This window comes from Cupriavidus sp. GW823-FHT07A04 (genome assembly GCF_058794615.1).
This window is the reverse complement of record NZ_JBXAHA010000019.1, coordinates 161020-179089: the sequence shown is the minus strand read 5'-3', so window position 1 is coordinate 179089 and position 18070 is coordinate 161020. Positions and strand designations below refer to the sequence as shown.

At 67.8% G+C, this 18070-nt stretch carries 20 protein-coding genes; 9 read left to right on the top strand and 11 right to left on the bottom strand.

Going from position 1 to position 18070, the window contains the following annotated elements:
• Positions 1–14 precede the first annotated feature (14 nt).
• From AC1Q7Q_RS29810 to AC1Q7Q_RS29760, 11 genes are all read right to left on the bottom strand, one after another.
• Positions 15–863, bottom strand: coding sequence for a transcriptional regulator (locus AC1Q7Q_RS29810; RefSeq protein ID WP_492371410.1), 849 nt, complete (start codon positions 861–863; stop codon positions 15–17).
• Positions 864–1048: 185 nt separating this feature from the next.
• Entirely contained in the window at positions 1049–1354 is a 306-nt protein-coding gene (locus AC1Q7Q_RS29805; RefSeq protein WP_492371409.1) for a hypothetical protein, read from the bottom strand.
• A 115-nt stretch (positions 1355–1469) separates the two neighbouring features.
• Entirely contained in the window at positions 1470–2546 is a 1077-nt protein-coding gene (locus tag AC1Q7Q_RS29800; protein WP_492371408.1) for a LacI family DNA-binding transcriptional regulator, read from the bottom strand.
• 10 nt (positions 2547–2556) lie between these two features.
• Positions 2557–2823 carry a TRAP transporter large permease subunit gene (locus AC1Q7Q_RS29795; RefSeq protein WP_492371407.1) on the bottom strand — a complete coding sequence of 89 codons (267 nt, stop codon included), beginning with the start codon at positions 2821–2823 and terminating at the stop codon, positions 2557–2559.
• Positions 2824–3189: 366 nt separating this feature from the next.
• Positions 3190–3993: a 2,5-didehydrogluconate reductase DkgB gene (gene dkgB, locus AC1Q7Q_RS29790; protein WP_492371406.1), complete on the bottom strand. Its 804-nt coding sequence runs from the start codon at positions 3991–3993 to the stop codon at positions 3190–3192.
• Positions 3994–4077: 84 nt separating this feature from the next.
• Positions 4078–4980, bottom strand: a complete 903-nt coding sequence (locus AC1Q7Q_RS29785) for an NAD-dependent epimerase/dehydratase family protein (RefSeq protein ID WP_492371405.1) — start codon at positions 4978–4980, stop codon at positions 4078–4080.
• 248 nt (positions 4981–5228) lie between these two features.
• Positions 5229–5897 (bottom strand): DUF3299 domain-containing protein, encoded by a 669-nt coding sequence (locus tag AC1Q7Q_RS29780; RefSeq protein ID WP_492371404.1) that lies wholly within the window; start codon positions 5895–5897, stop codon positions 5229–5231.
• Positions 5894–7198 carry an ABC transporter permease gene (locus tag AC1Q7Q_RS29775; RefSeq protein ID WP_492371403.1) on the bottom strand — a complete coding sequence of 435 codons (1305 nt, stop codon included), beginning with the start codon at positions 7196–7198 and terminating at the stop codon, positions 5894–5896. Before AC1Q7Q_RS29775 ends, AC1Q7Q_RS29780 begins: the two co-directional genes overlap by 4 nt.
• Entirely contained in the window at positions 7195–7983 is a 789-nt protein-coding gene (locus AC1Q7Q_RS29770; protein WP_492371402.1) for an ABC transporter ATP-binding protein, read from the bottom strand. The genes AC1Q7Q_RS29775 and AC1Q7Q_RS29770 overlap by 4 nt, the downstream gene beginning before the upstream one ends.
• Before the next feature lie 78 nt (positions 7984–8061).
• Entirely contained in the window at positions 8062–8607 is a 546-nt protein-coding gene (locus tag AC1Q7Q_RS29765; RefSeq protein WP_492371401.1) for a RidA family protein, read from the bottom strand.
• A gap of 208 nt (positions 8608–8815) precedes the next feature.
• Positions 8816–9766 carry a LysR substrate-binding domain-containing protein gene (locus AC1Q7Q_RS29760; RefSeq protein WP_492371400.1) on the bottom strand — a complete coding sequence of 317 codons (951 nt, stop codon included), beginning with the start codon at positions 9764–9766 and terminating at the stop codon, positions 8816–8818.
• Between the two features lie 172 nt (positions 9767–9938).
• Between AC1Q7Q_RS29760 and AC1Q7Q_RS29755 the strand changes: the two genes are divergently transcribed.
• The 9 genes from AC1Q7Q_RS29755 to AC1Q7Q_RS29715 all read left to right on the top strand — a co-directional run bounded on the left by AC1Q7Q_RS29755 (position 9939) and on the right by AC1Q7Q_RS29715 (position 18065).
• Positions 9939–11501, top strand: coding sequence for a sugar ABC transporter ATP-binding protein (locus tag AC1Q7Q_RS29755; protein WP_492371399.1), 1563 nt, complete (start codon positions 9939–9941; stop codon positions 11499–11501).
• On the top strand, positions 11488–12453 hold the full coding sequence (locus AC1Q7Q_RS29750; RefSeq protein ID WP_492371398.1) for an ABC transporter permease: 966 nt from the start codon (positions 11488–11490) through the stop codon (positions 12451–12453). Before AC1Q7Q_RS29755 ends, AC1Q7Q_RS29750 begins: the two co-directional genes overlap by 14 nt.
• 10 nt (positions 12454–12463) lie before the next feature.
• Complete coding sequence (locus AC1Q7Q_RS29745; RefSeq protein ID WP_492371397.1) at positions 12464–13474, top strand: ABC transporter permease; 1011 nt, start codon at positions 12464–12466, stop codon at positions 13472–13474.
• A gap of 53 nt (positions 13475–13527) precedes the next feature.
• Positions 13528–14496, top strand: a complete 969-nt coding sequence (locus AC1Q7Q_RS29740) for a TMAO reductase system protein TorT (RefSeq protein WP_492371396.1) — start codon at positions 13528–13530, stop codon at positions 14494–14496.
• Between the two features lie 63 nt (positions 14497–14559).
• Positions 14560–15441 carry a polysaccharide deacetylase family protein gene (locus AC1Q7Q_RS29735; RefSeq protein WP_492371395.1) on the top strand — a complete coding sequence of 294 codons (882 nt, stop codon included), beginning with the start codon at positions 14560–14562 and terminating at the stop codon, positions 15439–15441.
• A gap of 41 nt (positions 15442–15482) precedes the next feature.
• Complete coding sequence (locus tag AC1Q7Q_RS29730) at positions 15483–16298, top strand: aspartate dehydrogenase (RefSeq protein ID WP_492371394.1); 816 nt, start codon at positions 15483–15485, stop codon at positions 16296–16298.
• Between the two features lie 21 nt (positions 16299–16319).
• Positions 16320–17105, top strand: coding sequence for an SDR family oxidoreductase (locus tag AC1Q7Q_RS29725; protein WP_492371393.1), 786 nt, complete (start codon positions 16320–16322; stop codon positions 17103–17105).
• Positions 17106–17131: 26 nt separating this feature from the next.
• The gene (locus AC1Q7Q_RS29720) at positions 17132–17827 is read left to right on the top strand and encodes an RraA family protein (RefSeq protein WP_492371392.1); all 696 of its coding nucleotides are present in this window, start codon (positions 17132–17134) and stop codon (positions 17825–17827) included.
• Positions 17820–18065 carry a hypothetical protein gene (locus AC1Q7Q_RS29715; RefSeq protein ID WP_492371391.1) on the top strand — a complete coding sequence of 82 codons (246 nt, stop codon included), beginning with the start codon at positions 17820–17822 and terminating at the stop codon, positions 18063–18065. The genes AC1Q7Q_RS29720 and AC1Q7Q_RS29715 overlap by 8 nt, the downstream gene beginning before the upstream one ends.
• Positions 18066–18070 lie beyond the last annotated feature (5 nt).

Here is an 18070-nt window from a genome sequence, read left to right as displayed (position 1 = left end):
AGGAAAGGGCGACGTCAGCGCATGGGCTCGGCCTGCTGGTAAGCCGCGGCCTGCGGCCATGGACTGAAGCCCACGGCCTTGCGGCCGGTCTGCACAAGGCCGAAGTCGCTCGCGTCCAGGCTGGCGGCAAGCAGCTTGCCGAAGGCGTTCAGCAAGACATCGGAGGTCAGCCCGGAGGGGCCGGCCAGCGCCGGGCAGATGATCCAGGTGATGTCGTCACGCGTGAACACCCGCAGTGATTTCACCAGGTCAGCGGGCTGCAGTTTCTCGTCCCGCACCGCCGCGTAGTCCAGCGCGAACGCGTTGACGAAATCCTCGGTATGCCGGTGGCCCAGGCACACCACCACCTTGGGCCGCCAGCGCGCGCACATCTCGGCCAGGAAGCGGAAGCGTCCGCCGTGCCGGCACAGATTCAGGTAGTGCTCCTTGGGCACCAGGGCCGGCTGGCCGCGGAACACCGTGGACCAGGGGGTCAGGCCATCGAGCTGCATGGGCAGGGGAAACAGGTTGAGCTTGAACTCGGCCCCGCAGGCGGCGTACAGGTGGTGCTCGTAATATGGCTTCCAGCCGGCATCGTCGTCGCGCAAGCCCAGCACCTGAGCGCGGGCGGCGGCCATGATGCGGGCGATGCGCTGGTGGCTGAGCCATTTGCCCATGCTGGCGCGGTGCGCGGCGCGAAACGCCGCGTCCCAGGCCAGCGGCGCCAGGCGCGGCTTGAGTGGCGCGCGCAGGTGCTCGGACCACGGATGCGGGCTCCTGTCGCAAAACCAGACCGAGGCCCGCGGATTGCCCCCCTCCATCCCCACATATGAAGCAAAGTAAGTATCTAGTTCCTGTCTTGTGAACACCGTGGTGTTCTCCATGCTGCCCCCCTGATTGCCTGGTGGGTCCCCTCTTCAGCTCTTGCCGCAGCGTGCCGGCGCCCGGGGGGCGCGCGTGCCGTTGCGATCGTTCGCCGGATATCCCGCGCCGGCCAGGGCTGGCGCTGAATCGTGCCGGGCATTTGTGGTGCGCCACGTCTGCTGCATGCTGGATAGCCTCCGCTATCCTAGTGGTCCGCCTTGCCAGTCTTGAGCATCTCGGCAATCTCGGTCGCGGAGGCCGGTGCGAATTGCGCTACGCAGGAGCGCGTCAGCGCCAGCGTGTATGAGAACGCCATGGCGCGGTCCTCGAACGTGCGGTTGAGCATGAAGTGCGCGGCAGGGACCTGGCCGTCGGCCAGCTTTGACAGGCGGACCAGCGCTCCCCAACTGCCTTGCGCCACCTGCAGGATATCCACCTCGATGGCATATCCGGCCTCGATATACGTCCTGGCCGGGCCTGCCAGCCGGCGTTCCGGTTTGTCGAGCACCATCTCGTTCCTCCACGATTCAGGTCGATTTGTGACAACCACAGCCACGCACGGCGTGCGTGGTTCCATCCGCCCATGGCTGCGGCCCCCCCGCGGCCATGGGCTTGTCATGCGTGCGTCAGCCTCGCATTGGTGCGCTCGCGCCGGCCAGCCGGGTGGCGGCGGGCGGCTTCGCGGTGGACTGGCGCACCACCAGCCCGCTGGGAAAGCACAGGCGGATCGGCGCTTCGTCTGGTTGCGCCAGCCGCAACATGACCCGCCGCACCATGGCTTGCACCATCTCGTCAAAGGGCATGGCCACCGAGGTCAGCGCGGGATTGGTGTACGAGCACATGCCGATATCGTCCATGCCGATCACCGAGACGTCGTCCGGCACCGACAGGCCCGCCTGGTGCAGGCCGGACATCAGCCCGATCGCCATCATGTCGTTGACCGCGATGAGCCCGGTAGGGCGCATGCTGGCCTGCGCCAACTGCCCCGCCAGGACTTGGCCCAGTTCCGCCAGTTCGGCATCGCCGTAATGCGCGGTGGGCGGGCACTCTATCACCGCCGCGTCCCCCAGCCCGGCCTCTTTCACCGCCGCCTGGAAACCGGCGATCTTGCTCGCGCGGCTCACCGTGCGCCCGGCGGGCATGACAAAGGCGATGCGCCGGTGGCCCAGCTCGATCAGGTGCGACGCGGCCAGATGGCCCGCCTGGAAATTGTCGGGCGCCACATGATCGATGTACGCAGGCATGTTCGCGTCGGCGCCGCCGTCGTAGCTGACCATGGCCAGCCCCTGCCGGGTCGCCGCCTGGAAATGCTGCTCGTCGGTGAGCGACGACACGATGATCACCCCGTGCACGCCGAACGAGAGCAGATCGTCGAGCATGCGCGACTCCTGCTCCCGGTCCCGGTTGGTATTGCCCAGCAGCACGCGGTAGCCGTTCTGGCGCTGCGCCTCGGCCTCGATCTTCAGCGCGAGCTGGCCGTACATGGGGTTGGCGGTGGACGGCACCAGCAGCCCCAGCATCGGCGTCCGGCCGGTCTTGAGCTGGCGCGCGACCTGGCTGGGCCGGAAGCCAAGCGTGCGGATGGCCTCCTGCACCCGCTCGAACGTGGCGGGATTGAGCCGTTCGGTGCGTCCGTTGAGCACGTTGGAAACGGAACTCACGGATACGTTCGCCAGCCTGGCGACATCTTGTATGGTTGCCATTATCGGGATCTCATGCCAGCGTCATCAGGCGGGATAGCCATGGCGTCAACGATGGCGTCAGCGATGGCGTCGGGATCAACAACAGCAAGATCAGCGGCAGCAAGGCGAGGTACTTCAGCATCGGCCCCGCCACCTGCTCCATGCGCGTGGCGGCCATCGCGCAAGTGGCGACCAGCCCCGGGCCCGAGGGCGGCATGAACAGGCCAAAGCCCATGGCAATCACCATCACCGTGCCGAAGTGTAGCGGATGCACGCCGGCCTGCTGGCCAATGGACATGAGCACCGGGCATGAGCAGCCGGCCGAACAGGATCGGCGCCGGCGGCAAAGTCCAGGGAGGATGGCACCAGGCTGCGGCGAGGCGCGTCGCGCTGCACTTCGTCTGACGCCATGATTGCCGCGCTTGCGCACTTGGTCTCCGGTACTCGGCACCAAGTATTAAGCGTCTCCGTAAAACGATTTACTAAATCGATTTACAAATCATAGATGGTCGTGAGACAAATGCAAGGACGACGGCTTGCCGGGTATCGCCGCCATCGCGGCGGTGCCCGGCTGCGCATTCTGAAGGAAGTGGTTCAGGCCGTGACCGCCCTGGCGCGGGCAACTACAGCAAATACAGCAAATACAGCAACCAAGCCACCGCCCTCAATCCCAGGCAGGCGCCAACCCCTCCGGGCTGGTCAAGCGTGCGCCCCGATCCAGCGCACCGATGGCAGCCATGTCCTGCTCAGACAGCCGCACCGCAAGCGCACCCAGGTTGCTCTCCAGGTTCGCACGCTTGGTAGAGGAAGGAATCACCGCATGCCCAAGCTGCATAGCCCAAGCCAGCACCACCTGCGCAGGCGTAGCCTCGTTGCGCTGCGCTATCGCCTGCACCACCGGATCCTGCAACACCTTGCCGTAACCCAGCGTCATGTACGAAGTGATCGGAATCCCCTGGCTGCGGGCAAAGTCAGCCACCTTGCGATTCTGCAAGAACGGATGCAACTCGATCTGGTTGGTCGCGATGGCACCCGCCCCCACCACGTCGATCGCCTGCTGCATCAGCCCGATCGTGAAATTGGACACCCCGATCTGACGCGTCAGCCCCTGCTCGCGAGCATCAGCCAGCGCGCCCATGAACTCAGCAACCGGCACCCCATCACCTGGCGACGGCCAGTGGATCAGCGTCAGGTCGACATGGTCCGTACGCAGCTTGGCAAGGCTGTCCTTGAGGCTGGGCACCAGCTTGTCGCGCGACAGGTTCTCGGTCCAGATCTTGGTCGTCAGGAACAGCGCCGAGCGCGCCACACCGCTCTCGGCGATGGCCTGGCCGACCTCGGCCTCGTTGCCGTAGATCTGCGCGGTATCGATGGCGCGGTAGCCAACGTCAAGGCCGTTGCGCACGGAGTTGATGACGGTCTGGCCTTGCAGGCGGAAGGTGCCGAGGCCAATGGCGGGAATGGACATTGTGTTTTCCTATATCAGGTCATGCGTTGGCGGCCACGGCCGGCTGCGGCCATGGCCGGAATGAATCCGCGCTTCAGGCGGGCGTCAGGCGAGCGGCATCTCGTTCTCGATCCACGCCGTCACCGACGCGTGCCGGGGCTGCCAGCCCAGTTCCGAGCGCGCGCGCCGGGCGCGCACGCGGCTGTTGGAGCCGAAGGAGTAGCGCGACTGGCCCTCGCCCCAGATGGGCGTGGCCTCTTCGACTGACCAGGACTGCACGGCCCCGAGGCCAAGCCGCCGGGCAATGGCAGCGCCGATCTCCGCGTACGAAGCCTCGCCGTTCTCGACGAAGTAAAAGGCGCCCGCGGGCGCACTGTCGAGCACGCGCGCATAGAGGTCCACCACATCGGCGATATGCACGTTGGACCATCGGTTCACGCCCGCGCCGACGATGCGCACCACGCCGCTTTGCCTGGCCTGCGCCACCAGCGGCGGAATCTGCACGCTGTCGGCATGCAGCCCGGCGCCGACGCCGTAGATCATGCTGTTGCACAGCACGGCGCTGCGCACGCCTTGCGCAGCGGCCGCCAGCACCATCTGGTCGATGGCGTGGCGCGCCTGCTTGCCCAGCTCCACCACGAACGGCGTCTGTTCGTCGAAGATACGCGGCGACAAGGCATTGCCGCCGGCGTCGTCGCCGATCACGCTGGAGCCGCTGGTATGCAGCAACGGTTTGCCCGAGCCGCGCAATCCGGCCAGCAGCGCCTCTACCGCGGCGCGGTGGTCGCTGCTGGCGGCGTTGATCACGCCGTCGGCCTGCGCGGCTTCGCGCGTCAGCAGCGCGGCGTCGTCGAGCGTGCCCTGCACGGGCACGACGCCGCGCATGGCCAGCTGTGCGGCCTGCGCCGGGTTGCGAACCAGGCCGCGCACGCTATGCCCGGCGGCGATCAGGTGAGCCGCGACAGAGCCGCCGATAAAGCCGGCCGCGCCGGTGATGAAGATTTGCATGGGATGATCCTGGAAGCGGGCTTGTGAAGCGCGCCGGATTGGGGCGGGGCCGTGAGACCGTGAGGCGGCGGCCATGGCCGGATGAACGTGACCCGAGTATCCGCGCAACCCATGCAGAGAAAAACCGTGCGGCGTGCAGAACATATTTGATTCCGGCGCAAGAATGGGCAGCGCGCACGCAAAATGTGGCGCGCGCTGCCTGCGCTGCCGTGCTTAGCCCCAGGCCGGGAACGGATCGTCGCCACCGATTAACGGCGCGGCGACGCCAGATAAGGCTGCACGTTTGCCGCCGGCATGGCGTAGCCGGCGTAGCCCATCATGGTGTCCGCCCGCTCCACCCGCATCGCGCCGCTGATCCACACGGTGTCCATGCTGCGCAGCCCCGCCAGTGGTTTGTCCGTGCGCACAAGGATGACCTGGTTGGCGGGCGGCGGCGGCACATGGATGCACGCGCCAAAGTACGGCACCAGCAGAAATTCGCGGATCGCCTCGCCCTCGCCGTCGAGCGAGACGACAAAGCCCGCTATGCGCACCGCCGCGCCATCGAGCGAGGGCTCCACCGGTGCGTTCTTCCAGTACTGCCGGGCCTTGTACAGGGCGATCTGCGCGCGCGGGTCGGCGTCCTCCAGTTCATCGAGCCGCAGGCCCTTGAACGGCTCCAGTGGATCCCAGCCCTTGGGCAGCAAGGCCTGCCAGCCGATCTCGCGCAAGGTGGGGTCAGGTGTGGCGGGCGCGGGTTGCAGCGCCTCGCCTATCGCATAAGCGGGCGGCTCGGCCGTGGCTGCATCCGCTTTGGCTTGCGCAGGCGCCGACGGCCGGAAGAAATACGCCGCGCCAGCAATAGCCACTCCGATGACAGTGAGCGCAAACAAGGCACGCCGCACACGTGGGGTCATGCCGGGCTTGTTCATCATCATGTGGTCGGCATCAGCCCGTCGGCCAGGCTGAGGCGGTAAGCGCGCCACCCGGGCAGCAGGCTCACGCAGAAGCCGGCGGCGACCGCGGCGCCAAGCAGTGGCCACTCGCCCGGCGTCGGCCAGGCCGCTTGCAAGGCCACGCCGTACGTGGCTTCCAGATAGGGCCCAAGCCCCGCTGCCAGCGCGCTCAGCAGCAGGAGCCCGAGCAGGGCACCGGCGGCCATCACCACCAGCCCCTCCAGCGCCAGCATGGCCAGCAGGTCGCGCGGGCGGGCGCCGACGGCACGCAGGATGGCCAGCTCGCGCCGCCGCTCGCCCAGCGCGGCAAGGATGGAGGACGCCAGCCCCGCCAGCCCGACCACCACCACCAGCGCCGACACCAGCAGCATGGCGCGCTCGGCCACCCCGATGACGCGCCACAGGTCATCCAGCGCTACGCCCGGCAACACCGCCGTCAGCGGCTCGTGCGGGTCCTCGGCAATCTCGCGCTGCACGGCAAACACTTGCGAGCGCAGCTTCAGCCCGACCAGCACGCCCGTCACGCTATGGGGCGTCAGGTCGAACTTGCGCACCTGCTCCGGCAGGATCGCCAGGCCCGGCAGCGGCACGCCGCCCTCCCAGCCCAGGTGGATGGCTTGCATCGCATCCAGGCAGATATGCACGGTGCGGTCCACCGGCGTGCCGGTGCGCGCCAGGATGCCGCTGACCACGAAGGGCTTGTCGGCATGGTCATGATGGCCGGCAGGATCGGCATGTGGCCCATCGCCACCGCCGTCGCTGTCGCCGTCGCTGTCGCCGTGGCTAAGCACGATGCGGTCGCCCACGCGGTAGCCGAGCCGGCTCGCCACCTCGGCGCCAAGCACCGCATCGAACAGCGACGGGAAGATCCTGCCCTGCGCCAGCTCCAGCGCACGGCGATCCCCGTAGCGGTAGTGGGTAAAGTAGCTGGCCGTGGTCGCCAGCACCGGGAAGCCGCGGTGCGAGTCGCCCAGCGAGATCGGAATGGTCCACGCCACCGCCGGATGCCGCGATAGCCGCTCTACGCTGTCCCAGCGCATGTTGTTGGTGGCCCCGCCAAGGTGGAACACGGTGTAGAGCATCAGTTGGATCGGGCTGGTGCGCGCCCCGACCACCAGGTCGGTGCCGGACACCGACTGCGCGAAGCTCGCCCGCACCGCATGCCGGATACGCTCCACGCCCAGCAGCATGGCAACGGACAGGGCTATTGCCAGCAGCATCAGCAGCAGGTTGAAGCGGCGGTTCCACGCGCTGCGCGCCGCCATCGATAGCATCAGCATCATGCCGGCTCCATCACGTCACTAGCCTCGATCGCGCCGGTCGCGTCCATCGTATCGATCGCCGGCAGCGACAACCTCTGTGCGAAGCCCGCCGACAAGCGCTCGTCATGGCTGACAAACACCAGGCTGGCGCCGGCGGTGCCGCATTCGCGCTGCAGCAACGCCATGAAGGCCTGCTGGCGCGGCGCGTCCAGCGCCGAAGTGGGCTCGTCGGCCAGCACCACCTGCGGGCAGCCGATCAGCGCGCGCGCCGCGGCCACGCGCTGCTGCTGGCCAACCGAGAGCTGGGTGACAGGGCGCTGCCACAGGGCCGGCGACAGGTCGAGCTGCCTGAGCAGCGCGTGCGCGGCGGCTTCCGGCGTCTCGCCCTGCGCCGCCGTACGCTCGCGCCGGGCGGGCGAGAAGCGGCAGGGCAGCAGCACGTTGTCCACGACCGACAGGTAGGACAGCAGGTTGAACTGCTGGAAGACCAGGCCAACATGATCGGCACGGAAGCGGTCGCGCTGCGAGGCCGATAACGCGTCGAGCGCGGTGCCCAGCACGCGCACGGTGCCTTGCTGTGGCAGCAGCACGCCGGCCAGCATCGACAGCAAGGTACTCTTGCCGCTGCCGCTGGGGCCGCACACGAACACCTGCTCGCCCGCGCCCAGCCGGAGCCGGTCAAGCCGCAGGCCGGGCGCGGCCTGCGCGGGCCAGGTGAATGCGATGTCCCGCAGGTCGATGACGGCATCGCCGCCGGCCTTGCTGGGCTCGCCATGTTCGCTACGTTCGCCGATACCATTCGCCATCCAGAACCTCGCCAAGCATAATGCAACAGTGTTGCATTATGCTGCGACCCGGCAAGAGATGGCAAGCGGCCCCGGCGTCTACCTTGCCGGGCGCGCCGGCACGCGGCTCGCGGTGACCGTGACCTCGACCAGCCATCCCGGCGGCACCAGCCGCAACACTTCGGCGCGCGTACGCACCGGCACGTTGGGCTGCTTGCCGGTTCCGAAGTACTGGTTATAGACGCCCGAGAAACCGGTGAAATCCGGCTTGCCCGTGGCCGGGTCCGCCACGATCAGCGCCTGCATGGAGACGATGTCGCCCATCTGGTAGCCGCGGTCCTTGAGGATGTGCTCGATCTGGCCGAGCACGTTGCGGGTCTGGGTTGCGGTGTCGCCATAGGAGGCCGCGGTATCGGGCGGCGCGGAGGCATTCGCCACCGTGGGCCCCACGCCGCTGAGCACGAGTTGCTCCGCGCTGGCGGGAATCTCGATCGCCTCGGCGAACTCGCGCGCCCAGGGTTCGGTCATGTGCGCCGGGTTGCGATGCCGGACGATCTGCTCGGCGGCGTTGGCCGTGGCGATGCAAAGTGCCGGAGCGACGACGGTGGCGATGGAAATACACGATAGCAAGCGTGTTGCGCGCATGGGGGGCCTGTCGGTAGAAGCAAGGAAGGAGGATCCGGGCAACGCGGCGTTGCCTTGCCGGACCGTGCAAATGCGAGACGCAGAACACTGAACACCGAACGCGTTCGCGATTGTCACGACCCCATGCTAGTAGCCGCCCCTGTGCGCGGACAAATGACTCCTTGCGCCGCATGCATGCCCTGAGGTCATGCGTGGGTCCAACGACAGCTCAGATCGACGGCATCGCCGCCACCTCGGCGTGCAGCCAGTTGCGGAACGCCGCGATGGCGTAGTCGTCGGCCCGCTCCTTGCGGTACAGCAAGCAGTAGTCGCCGCCGCTGGTGATGCGTTCGCGCACCGGCACGGCCAGCCTGCCGGAGGCGATCTCCTCGGCCACCAGCACATCGGGCACCAGCGCGATGCCGCGGCCTTCGATGGCGGCCCGCACCGACATGAAGAAATGCCCGAAATGCAGGGCCTGCGCGCCGGCCGCGTAGGGCACGTCCAGCGCGGCAAACCAGTCGGGCCAGGCATGCGCGCGGGAGTCGGTGTGAATCAGCGGCAGCCGCGCCAGCGCGGCCGGGCTGGCGGGCAGCCGGCCCTTCACCAGCCCAGGCTTGCATACGGGCACCAGGCTGTCGGGAAACAGCGGCTCCGTGGCCACGCCCTTCCACTCATCCGTCATCACCAGGTCGATGCGCGGCGCACCCTTGCGGGCCCGCTTGCCAGGCGGCTTGCCCACACGGATGGCCACGTCCACTTTGTCGCGATCGAACGAAACCGGATCGATCGACGTGATCAGCCGGATCTCGATGGCCTGGTGCGCCTGCGTGAAGTTGACCAGCTTCGGCATCAGCCAGGTGGAGGCCAGCGTGGGCAGGATGCTGACCAGCAGGCTGCGCGAGTTCCTGGCCCCGGTGAGCTCGCGGGCAACCGTCTCGATCTGGTCGAGCGAGCGCGTCACCACGTCGAACAAGCGCGCGCCCTGGGGGGTGAGTTCGATGGCGCGCGTGAGGCGGTTGAAAAGTTTGAGCCCGTAGTGCGTTTCCAGGTTCTTGATATGCCGGCTGATCGCGCTCTGGGTCACGCACAGCTCGTCCGCGGCCAGCGTGAAACTCATGTGTCGCGCGGCGGCCTCGAAAGCGCGCAGCGAAACCAGCGGAGGAAGCGAACGTTTCATGCGGCACCTGGGGGCGAGGGCGATGGACGCATAAGTATAAGTCATGCGTATGTGCAATCAAGTCGTTTGCTGAAAAGATCCGCGACGCCGAGTATTCCTCTCAGGCAAGAAAAAAAGCATCTGCAAAAAACAAAGACCCAGACAAAAGACAAAGCCAAAAAAAGGAGCCCACATGACAACCACGCCCGGCGAGGAGCGCCCCCTGCTCTCGGTATCCGGTCTTTCCAAGCGATTTGGAGCGACCTGCGCATTGCGCGGCGCCGATCTCACCGTGCGCCCCGGCGAGGTGCATGCGTTGATGGGCGAAAATGGTGCAGGCAAAAGCACGCTGGTGAAGATGCTCGTCGGCGCGCTGCGCCCGGATACGGGCACCATCGTGCTGCGCGGCCAGCCGGTTGCCTTTGGCTCGGTGCGCGACGCCATCGCGGCCGGCGTGATTCCCGTGTACCAGCATGCCACCGTGTTCCCGGACCTGACGGTGGAACAAAACCTGCATGCCTTCGACGTGGCCCGGGCCGGCGCGCTGCACGCTGGCGCCCGCCTGCCCCTGCAATGCTATCTGGACACGGCGCGGCGCATCGGGCTGGCGCTCAACCCGCGCCAGCTGGTGTCCGGCCTGTCGATGGCCGAGCGGCAGTTGCTGGAGATCGCGCGCGGCGTGGCGCGCAAGTGCGAGGTGCTGATCCTCGACGAGCCGACCGCCGCGCTTAACGCGCATGAAGCCGACCGTCTGTTCGCCGCTGTCGCGCGCCTCAAGGAAGAAGGCAAGGGCATCGTCTTCATCAGCCACAAGCTGGGCGAGATCAAGCAGGTCTGCGACACCATCACCGTGCTGCGCGATGGCTTTACCGTGGTGGATGCGGCGCCGGTGGCCGCCATGACGCCGCACCAGATCGTCGAGGCCATGGTGGGGCCGGTGGCCGAGCGCCCCGCGCGCGCGCTCCCCGTCGTAGGCAACACGCGGCTGCGGGTTGAAGGCATCGCCTGCGGCGATCTGCTGCGCGACGTCACGCTGTCGGTGGGGCGAGGCGAGATCGTCGGGCTGGCTGGCCTGATCGGCTCGGGTGCGATCGAGCTGGGCGAAGTGCTGAGCGGCAGCCGCCCCCCCAGCGCCGGCACCATCCGGGTCGACGAGCTGGACCTGACGGCGATGTCGCGCCGGCGCTTCAAGCAAGGCGGCGTCGGGCTGATCCCGGCCGACCGCAGCAGCGACGGCATCTTCCCGGGGCTCAATTGCGCCGCCAACGCGGTGGCCTCCACCTACGCATCCATCTCGGATCATCTCTTCGTCTCCGATGCCATGGAGGTGGGCGCCAGCGAGCGCCTGTTCGCGTCGCTGCGGGTGCGCCCGGGCGATCCGGCGCTGGACGTCAGCGCGCTGAGCGGCGGCAACCAGCAAAAGCTGCTGGTGATCCGCAACCTGCTGCTGCCCGGGCTGAAGGTGCTGGTGGTGATCGAGCCCACGCGCGGGGTTGACGTGAACGCCCGCGAGGCCATCCACGATGCGCTGGTGGACGCGGCGCGCCGTGGCGTGTGCGTGATCGTGGCGTCCAGCGACATCGACGAGGTGGTGGCCTTGTCGCATCGCATCGTGGTGATGCGCCACGGCCGCATGGCCAGGGTGTTTGCGCGCGGGGTGGCGTTGCACCAGGTGATTGCGTGCACCACCGGTGCCAGCGATGGCGATGACAGCAGGCAACCCACGCGTGAGGAGGCACATCATGGCCTGGCTTAGGAAGTGGCCGGCATCGGCCTGGGTCTGCCTGGCGCTGTTCGTGGTCTGCGTGATCGCGGTGCCGCGCTTTGGCACCAGCGGCAACATCTTCAACCTGGCGCGCGTGCTGGCGGTGCTGCTGCTGGTGGCGATCGGCCAGGGCCTGGTGATCGTGGTGCGCGGGCTCGATTTTTCCGTGGGCTCCGGGGTGGCGCTGTTCAGCGTGGTGGCTGTGCTGAGCATGCCGGCCATCGGCGTGGGGGGCGCGTTTGCCGCCGGCGCGCTGTCGGTGCTGGCCCTGGGCGTGCTCAATGGCACGCTGGTTGGCATCTTGCGCATTCCCGCCTTTCTTGCCACGCTCGGCACCATGATTGCGGTGCACGGCTTGTGCGGCGTGCTGGTGGGCGGCGTGCCGCTGGATGCCCCGTCCAGCGTGGACTTTTCCGCGCTGGGCCGGGGACAGTGGCTGGGCCTGCCGTTGCCGCTGTGGCTGGCCGGCGCCGCGCTGCTGGTCGTGGGCGCGCTCACGCGCTACACGGCGCCAGGCCGCGAATGGTATCTGGTGGGCAGCAACCCGGAGGCCGCGCACCTGGCGGGCATCGCGGTGAAGCCACGCGTGCTGCAGGCCTATCTGGCCAATGCCGTGCTGGTGGCGATAGCCGGCGCGGTGCTGACCTCGCGGCTCGGCTCGGGCCAGCCCAACCTCTATCCCAACCTGCCCTTCGAGGCGATCGCCGCGTGCGCCATCGGCGGCATTCCGCTCACCGGCGGCAAGGGCGGCCCGCTGCACGCGCTGTTTGGCTGCCTGATCCTGGCCATGGTGGGCAATGCGCTCGTGCTGGTCAATTTCCCCAGCTATATCCAGAGCGTCCTGCTTGGCGTGCTGATCCTCGCGGCCGTGCTGCTCCAGCAACTGCGCGGCCGCTCACTGCGCGCGCGCCCGCTGCCCAGCCTTCCTGCCAACGCATCTTGAGCGCATGAACATGAACACGCAACGACTGATGTCCCTGCACGCTCGCACCGGCGCCGCCCTCTCAGCGTTCTCGCCGCGCTCCGTGCCCGCGCTGCGCAAATCCACCGGCCTGTTCGCCTGCGCGGGCTTGTGGCTGGTGATGGGCGTGATCTCGCCCGGCTTCGCCACCTCGGACAACCTGGCCAACATCGTTTCGCAAAGTGCCGTGCTGCTGTTGCTCGCGCTCGGGCAGATGCTGGTGGTGGTCACGCGCGGCTTCGATATCTCGGTGGGCGCCGTGGCGGTGCTGTCGTCCATCGTGATCGCGCAGACGGCCGCGCAGTTGGGCGAAGCGCCCGCCATCCTGCTGGGCACGGGCGCCGGGCTGGCGGTGGGGCTCTGCAATGGCTACCTGATCGCCTGCCGCCGCATGGAGCCGATCGTCGTCACGCTGGGCGCCACGCTGATCGTGCGCGGCATATCGACCATCGTCTCCGGTGGCGTCGATGCGGTGCCGCTGCCGCCCGCGACGGTGATCCAGTCGCTGGCCTACGGGGCATGGCTAGGTGTACCGGCGATGGTGTGGCTGGCCGCGCCGGTGGCGGCGCTGGCCTGGCTGCTGTGCGCGCGCCTGCCACTCGGCCGCTGGTTCTACATGATCGGCAGCCATCCCGATGCGGCCTTGCTGGTAGGCGTGCCCGTGCGCACCGCCGGCGTGCTGGCCTATGGACTGTGCGGCGCGCTGGCCGGGCTGGCGGCGGTGTTCCTGCTGGCGCGCAGCGGCGCAGCGGTGGCGGTCGACGGCGCGGGCATGGAGTTGCAAGCCATTGCCGCGTGCGTGATCGGCGGCGTGGCGCTGAGCGGCGGCAAGGGCGCCGTGTGGCAGGTGATGGTGGGCACCCTGTTCATCCAGGCATTGCTCAACGGGCTGAACCTGCTAGGCACCTCGCCCTTTGCCTCCGAGATCGTACTGGGCGCGGTCATCGTATCCGCAGGCCTGCTCGAATACCTGATGCGCAGGGTGGGATCGCGCCAGGGCTGAACCCTTACCTTACCTTACCTTCACTGCAACGACATCGGACAGGAGCTTGAATCATGAAGCGAATCAGCATTCCCCGGCTGCGGGCCGCCGTCGCCCTGGCAGGCGCCCTGCTGGCATGCGGGCCGGCCATGGCGCAGAAAGCGCTGACGATCGGCTACGCCACGCCGGACTTGTCATCGTCGTTCTGGATCTCCATGACCTACGGGGTGGAGGATGAAGCGAAGAAGCTCGGCGTTGCGCTGGTCAAGCTCAACGCTGGCGGCGATGCCAACGTCAACATCCAGATCTCGCAATTGCAGGACCTCGTACAGCGCAAGGTCGACGCCGTCGTCGTCGGCGCCACCAACGGCGATGCCATCCGTGGCGCGGTGGAGCATGCCATTGGCAAGGGCATCCCGGTGGTGGGCCTCTCCAGCGTGCCCAGCAGCGACAAGCTGGCCTCCAGGATCAGCGCGGACCACTACGACATGGGCCGCCTGCAGGCGCAGTGCCTTGGCAAGTCGCTCAACGGCAAGGGCGCGGTGGGCATGATCTCCCAGCAGCAAGGGCAGACCTGGGCCGACCTGCGGCGCCAGGGCTTCCTGGAAACCATCAAGGCGGAATACCCCGGCATCAAGGTGGTCGCGGAGTCGCGCAGCGCGGTCACGCGAAACGGCGCCATCAACCTGGTGGACGACTGGCTGCAACGCTTTCCCGAGCTCAACGGCATCTACTCCGCGGTGGATGACTCGGCGGCGGGCGCGGCGCTGGCGGTCAAGTCCGCCCACCGCGAAGGCGTGAAGATCAGTGCCTCCAACCTCAGCCCCACCGCGCAGCAGATGCTGCAGAACGGCGAGCTGGCCTGCTCGTCTGTGCAGCAGATCGTCACGCAGGGCCGCGAGGCGCTCAGGCAGGCGGTGGCCGCCGCCCGCAAGGAGAGCACGACAGCAGTCGTGCGCACGCCGTCCATCCTGGCCACGCGCGACAATCTCGCCACGCTCGACCTTTCCCTGGTGACCGCGCCGAAGGACTATCGTCCGTGACGCAGCGCCACCATTCGATTCCGCCTTACTCAAACTCACGCATCCAGCCAGGTCAATAACGCCATGCTTGCTTCTCACGACAGATTTCCCTATTCGCCCATCGTCGATCGCCCGCAATTCGACTGGCCCGGCGGCAAGCGCCTCGCGGTGCATCTGTGCCTGAACCTGGAGCACTTCGCCTACAACACCGGCGGCGGCATCTCCTATTCCCCCGGCATCCCGCACCCCAATACCTACAACTGGGGCTGGCGCGAGTACGGCAACCGGGTTGGCGTGTGGCGCATCATCGCGCTGTGCGACAAGCTCGGCATCCCGCTGTCGGTGCTGCTCAACGCCGAATGCTATGCGCATTGCCCGCAGGTGATCGACGCGCTGCGCAAGCGCGGCGACGAGATCCTGGGCCATGGCCGCACCAACTCGGAGCAGCAGAACAACTTCTCCGAAGCCGAGGAGCGCGAGCTGATCCGCGAGGTGACCGAAGCCATCGCCCACCACGAGGGCAAGCCGCCCGCGGGCTGGCTCAGCCCCGGCGTCAATCCCAGCAACGTCACGCCCGACCTGCTGCAGGAGGCCGGCTACCGCTACATCCTCGACTGGCCGATGGATGACCAGCCGGTGTGGATCAACACGCGCGGCGGCCGCCTGCTGAGCATCCCCTACCCGCACGAGGTCAACGATATCCCCGCCATCGCACTGCACGACGCCACCGCGAGCGAGTTCGCAGACATCATCATCGACAACTTCGACGAGATGCTGGAGCAAAGCGTGGAGCAGCCGCTCGTCTATGGCATCTCCATCCACGCCTTCCTGGTCGGCCAGCCCTACCGGCTGCGGCAGTTCCGCCGGGCGATGGAGCACATCCTGCGCCATCGCAACCAGATCTGGCTGACCACCACCGGCGCCATTGCGCGGCACTACATCGGCCTGCCTGCGCAAGACGCCTGAGCCGAACCAAACAACAAGTTCATCAAACAGGAGATCACACAATGTCATTCGACAAAGAACTGCGGGTCGGCATCGCCGGGTTCGGCGCGGTCGGCAAGAAGCTCGTCAAGCAACTCGATGCCGGCGTCTTCGGCCTGCGGCTGACGGCGGTGGCAGTGCGCGACAAGGAAAAGGCGGCGCAAGCGCTGCAGGGCCTGCGCAACGAGGTGGCCATCGTCGGGCTCGGCGAGCTGGCCGGCCTGGCGGACGTGGTGATCGAATGCGCGCCGGCGGAACTCGTCGGCGAGATCGCCGAGCCGGTGCTGCGCGCGGGCAAGACCATGATCGTGCTCAGCTGCGGGGCGCTGCTTGACCGCATGGACCTGGTGGACCTGGCACGCGAGCACGGCGGCCAGATCATCGTGCCGACCGGCGCGTTGCTGGGCCTGGATGCGGTGACGGCGGCATCGGAGGGCGTCATCCACTCCGTGCGCATGATCACGCGCAAGCCGGTGCGTGGCCTGGTTGGGGCGCCGTTCCTGGTGGAGAACAACATCAACATCGACGACGTGACGGCGCCGATCCAGATCTTCTCCGGCACCGCCCGCGAGGCCGCCAAGGGCTTCCCCGCCAACCTCAACGTGGTGGTTGCGCTGGCGCTGGCCGGCATCGGCCCGGACAAGACCCACCTGGAAATCTGGGCGGACCCGGCGCTGACCCGCAACACCCACGAGATCGTGGTGGACTCCGATGCCGCGTCGTTCTCCATGAGCATCCAGAACATTCCCACGGAAAACCCCAAGACCGGCCGCATCACGGCGCAGAGCGTGCTGGCCGTACTGCGCAAGCTGCGCAGCCCGCTGCGCGTGGGCACCTGAAAACCATCAAGGAGCAACAACATGGATCTAGGCATCAAGGGGCGCGTCGCGCTGGTCATGTCGGCGGGCGGCGGGCTCGGCTCGGCCATTGCGCTGGCGCTCGCGGCGCAAGGCGCCGTGGTTGCCGTATCGGACCAGAACCAGGAGGCACTGGACGATACGGTGGCCCGCATCCGCGCGGCCGGTGGGCAGGCTTTCGGCGTGCGCGCCGATCTTGCCGACCTGGCGAGCGTGACGGCCATGGTGGAGCAGGTCAGGAGCACGCTGGGCGACCCGGACATCCTGGTCAACAACTCGGGCGGGCCGCCCCCTTCCACGGCCGCGCAAGTCGCACCGGAGCAGTGGCGCAAGCAGTTCGAATCGATGGTGCTGTCGCTGATGCATCTCACGGACCTGCTGCTGCCGGCCATGAAGCGCAAGGGCTGGGGCCGCATCATCACCAGCACCTCGTCCGGCGTGGTCGCGCCCATTCCCAACCTGGGCATGTCCAACACATTGCGCATGGCGTTGCTGGGCTGGTCGAAGACGCTGGCCAACGAGGTAGCCGCCGACGGCATCTGCGTCAACGTGGTGCTGCCCGGGCGCATCGCCACGGACCGCATCCGCGCGCTGGACGAAGCCCGCGCCAGGCGCGAGGGCAAGACCTATGAAGACATCGTGGCGGCCAGCACCGGGACGATTCCAGCCCGGCGCTACGGCCGGCCCGAGGAGTACGGCGACGTGGTGGCTTTCCTGGCCAGCGAGCGCGCCGCCTTTGTCACCGGCTCCGTCGTGCGCGTCGACGGCGGCATGATCCCGAGCATCTGATCACTTATCTCCCGAGGAAGCACAGCATGGAAACCACCCACGTAGCCCGCAGCGCCACCGAGCGCGAGACGATCCGCCAGCGATTCCTGCTGGTCGATACCTCCAACGTTGCCGACGTGCTCGACACGCTCGGCCTGTTCGACCAGGGCCTCTCGTCCGCCTTTACGCCGTTCCCCGCCAATGGTGGCAAGCTGGCCGGCTGGGCCTACACCATCCGCGGCCAGATGTCGCCGTACGCGCTCGGCGGCGACCCGGACAAGATGAAGGCCTGCGCGGGCGTGTCCGCCGGCGACGTCACGGTCTGGAGCGGCGACGGCGAAGGCGTCTGCTACTTCGGCGAGCTGATCGCCATTGGCATGAAAGAGCGCGGCTGCGTCGGCTCGCTGATCGATGGCGGCATTCGCGATATCCGCTGGATCGCCGAGCAAGCTTTCCCGGTGTTCGCGCGCTACCGCACGCCGGTGCAGTCGATTGCCCGCTGGAAGGTCAACGGATGGCAGGTGCCGGTGAGCATCCGTGGCGCCACCTCGCAATGGGTGCAGGTGCGCCCGGGCGACTTCGTGCTGGGCGACGAAGACGGCGTGCTGGTGATCCCGCACGAAGTGGTCGACACCGTGCTGCTCGAAGCGGAGCGCCTGACCGAGCAGGAGCGCAGCATCCGCGTGGAACTGCAGCAGGGGCTCAGCCTGGCCGATGCGCTGGCCAAGTACGGGCATGTCTGAGCTGGAGACATTGGCAGCACCGGCAGCACCGGCAGCATTGGCAGACCTGGCGGCGCAGGTGATGCAGCGCGCGGCGGATCTCGGGCTGCGGCTGGATGGTGGCCGCTGCGACGAGATCGCGGCTGCGGCCGCGCCGCTGCTGCAAGCCGTCCGTGCCTTGCCGGCGGGCGACGCGGAACTTGCAGCGCAGCCATGGCCGTACACGCATTGGCTGCGGCAGTGCGCCACCGCGCGCTAGGAGGA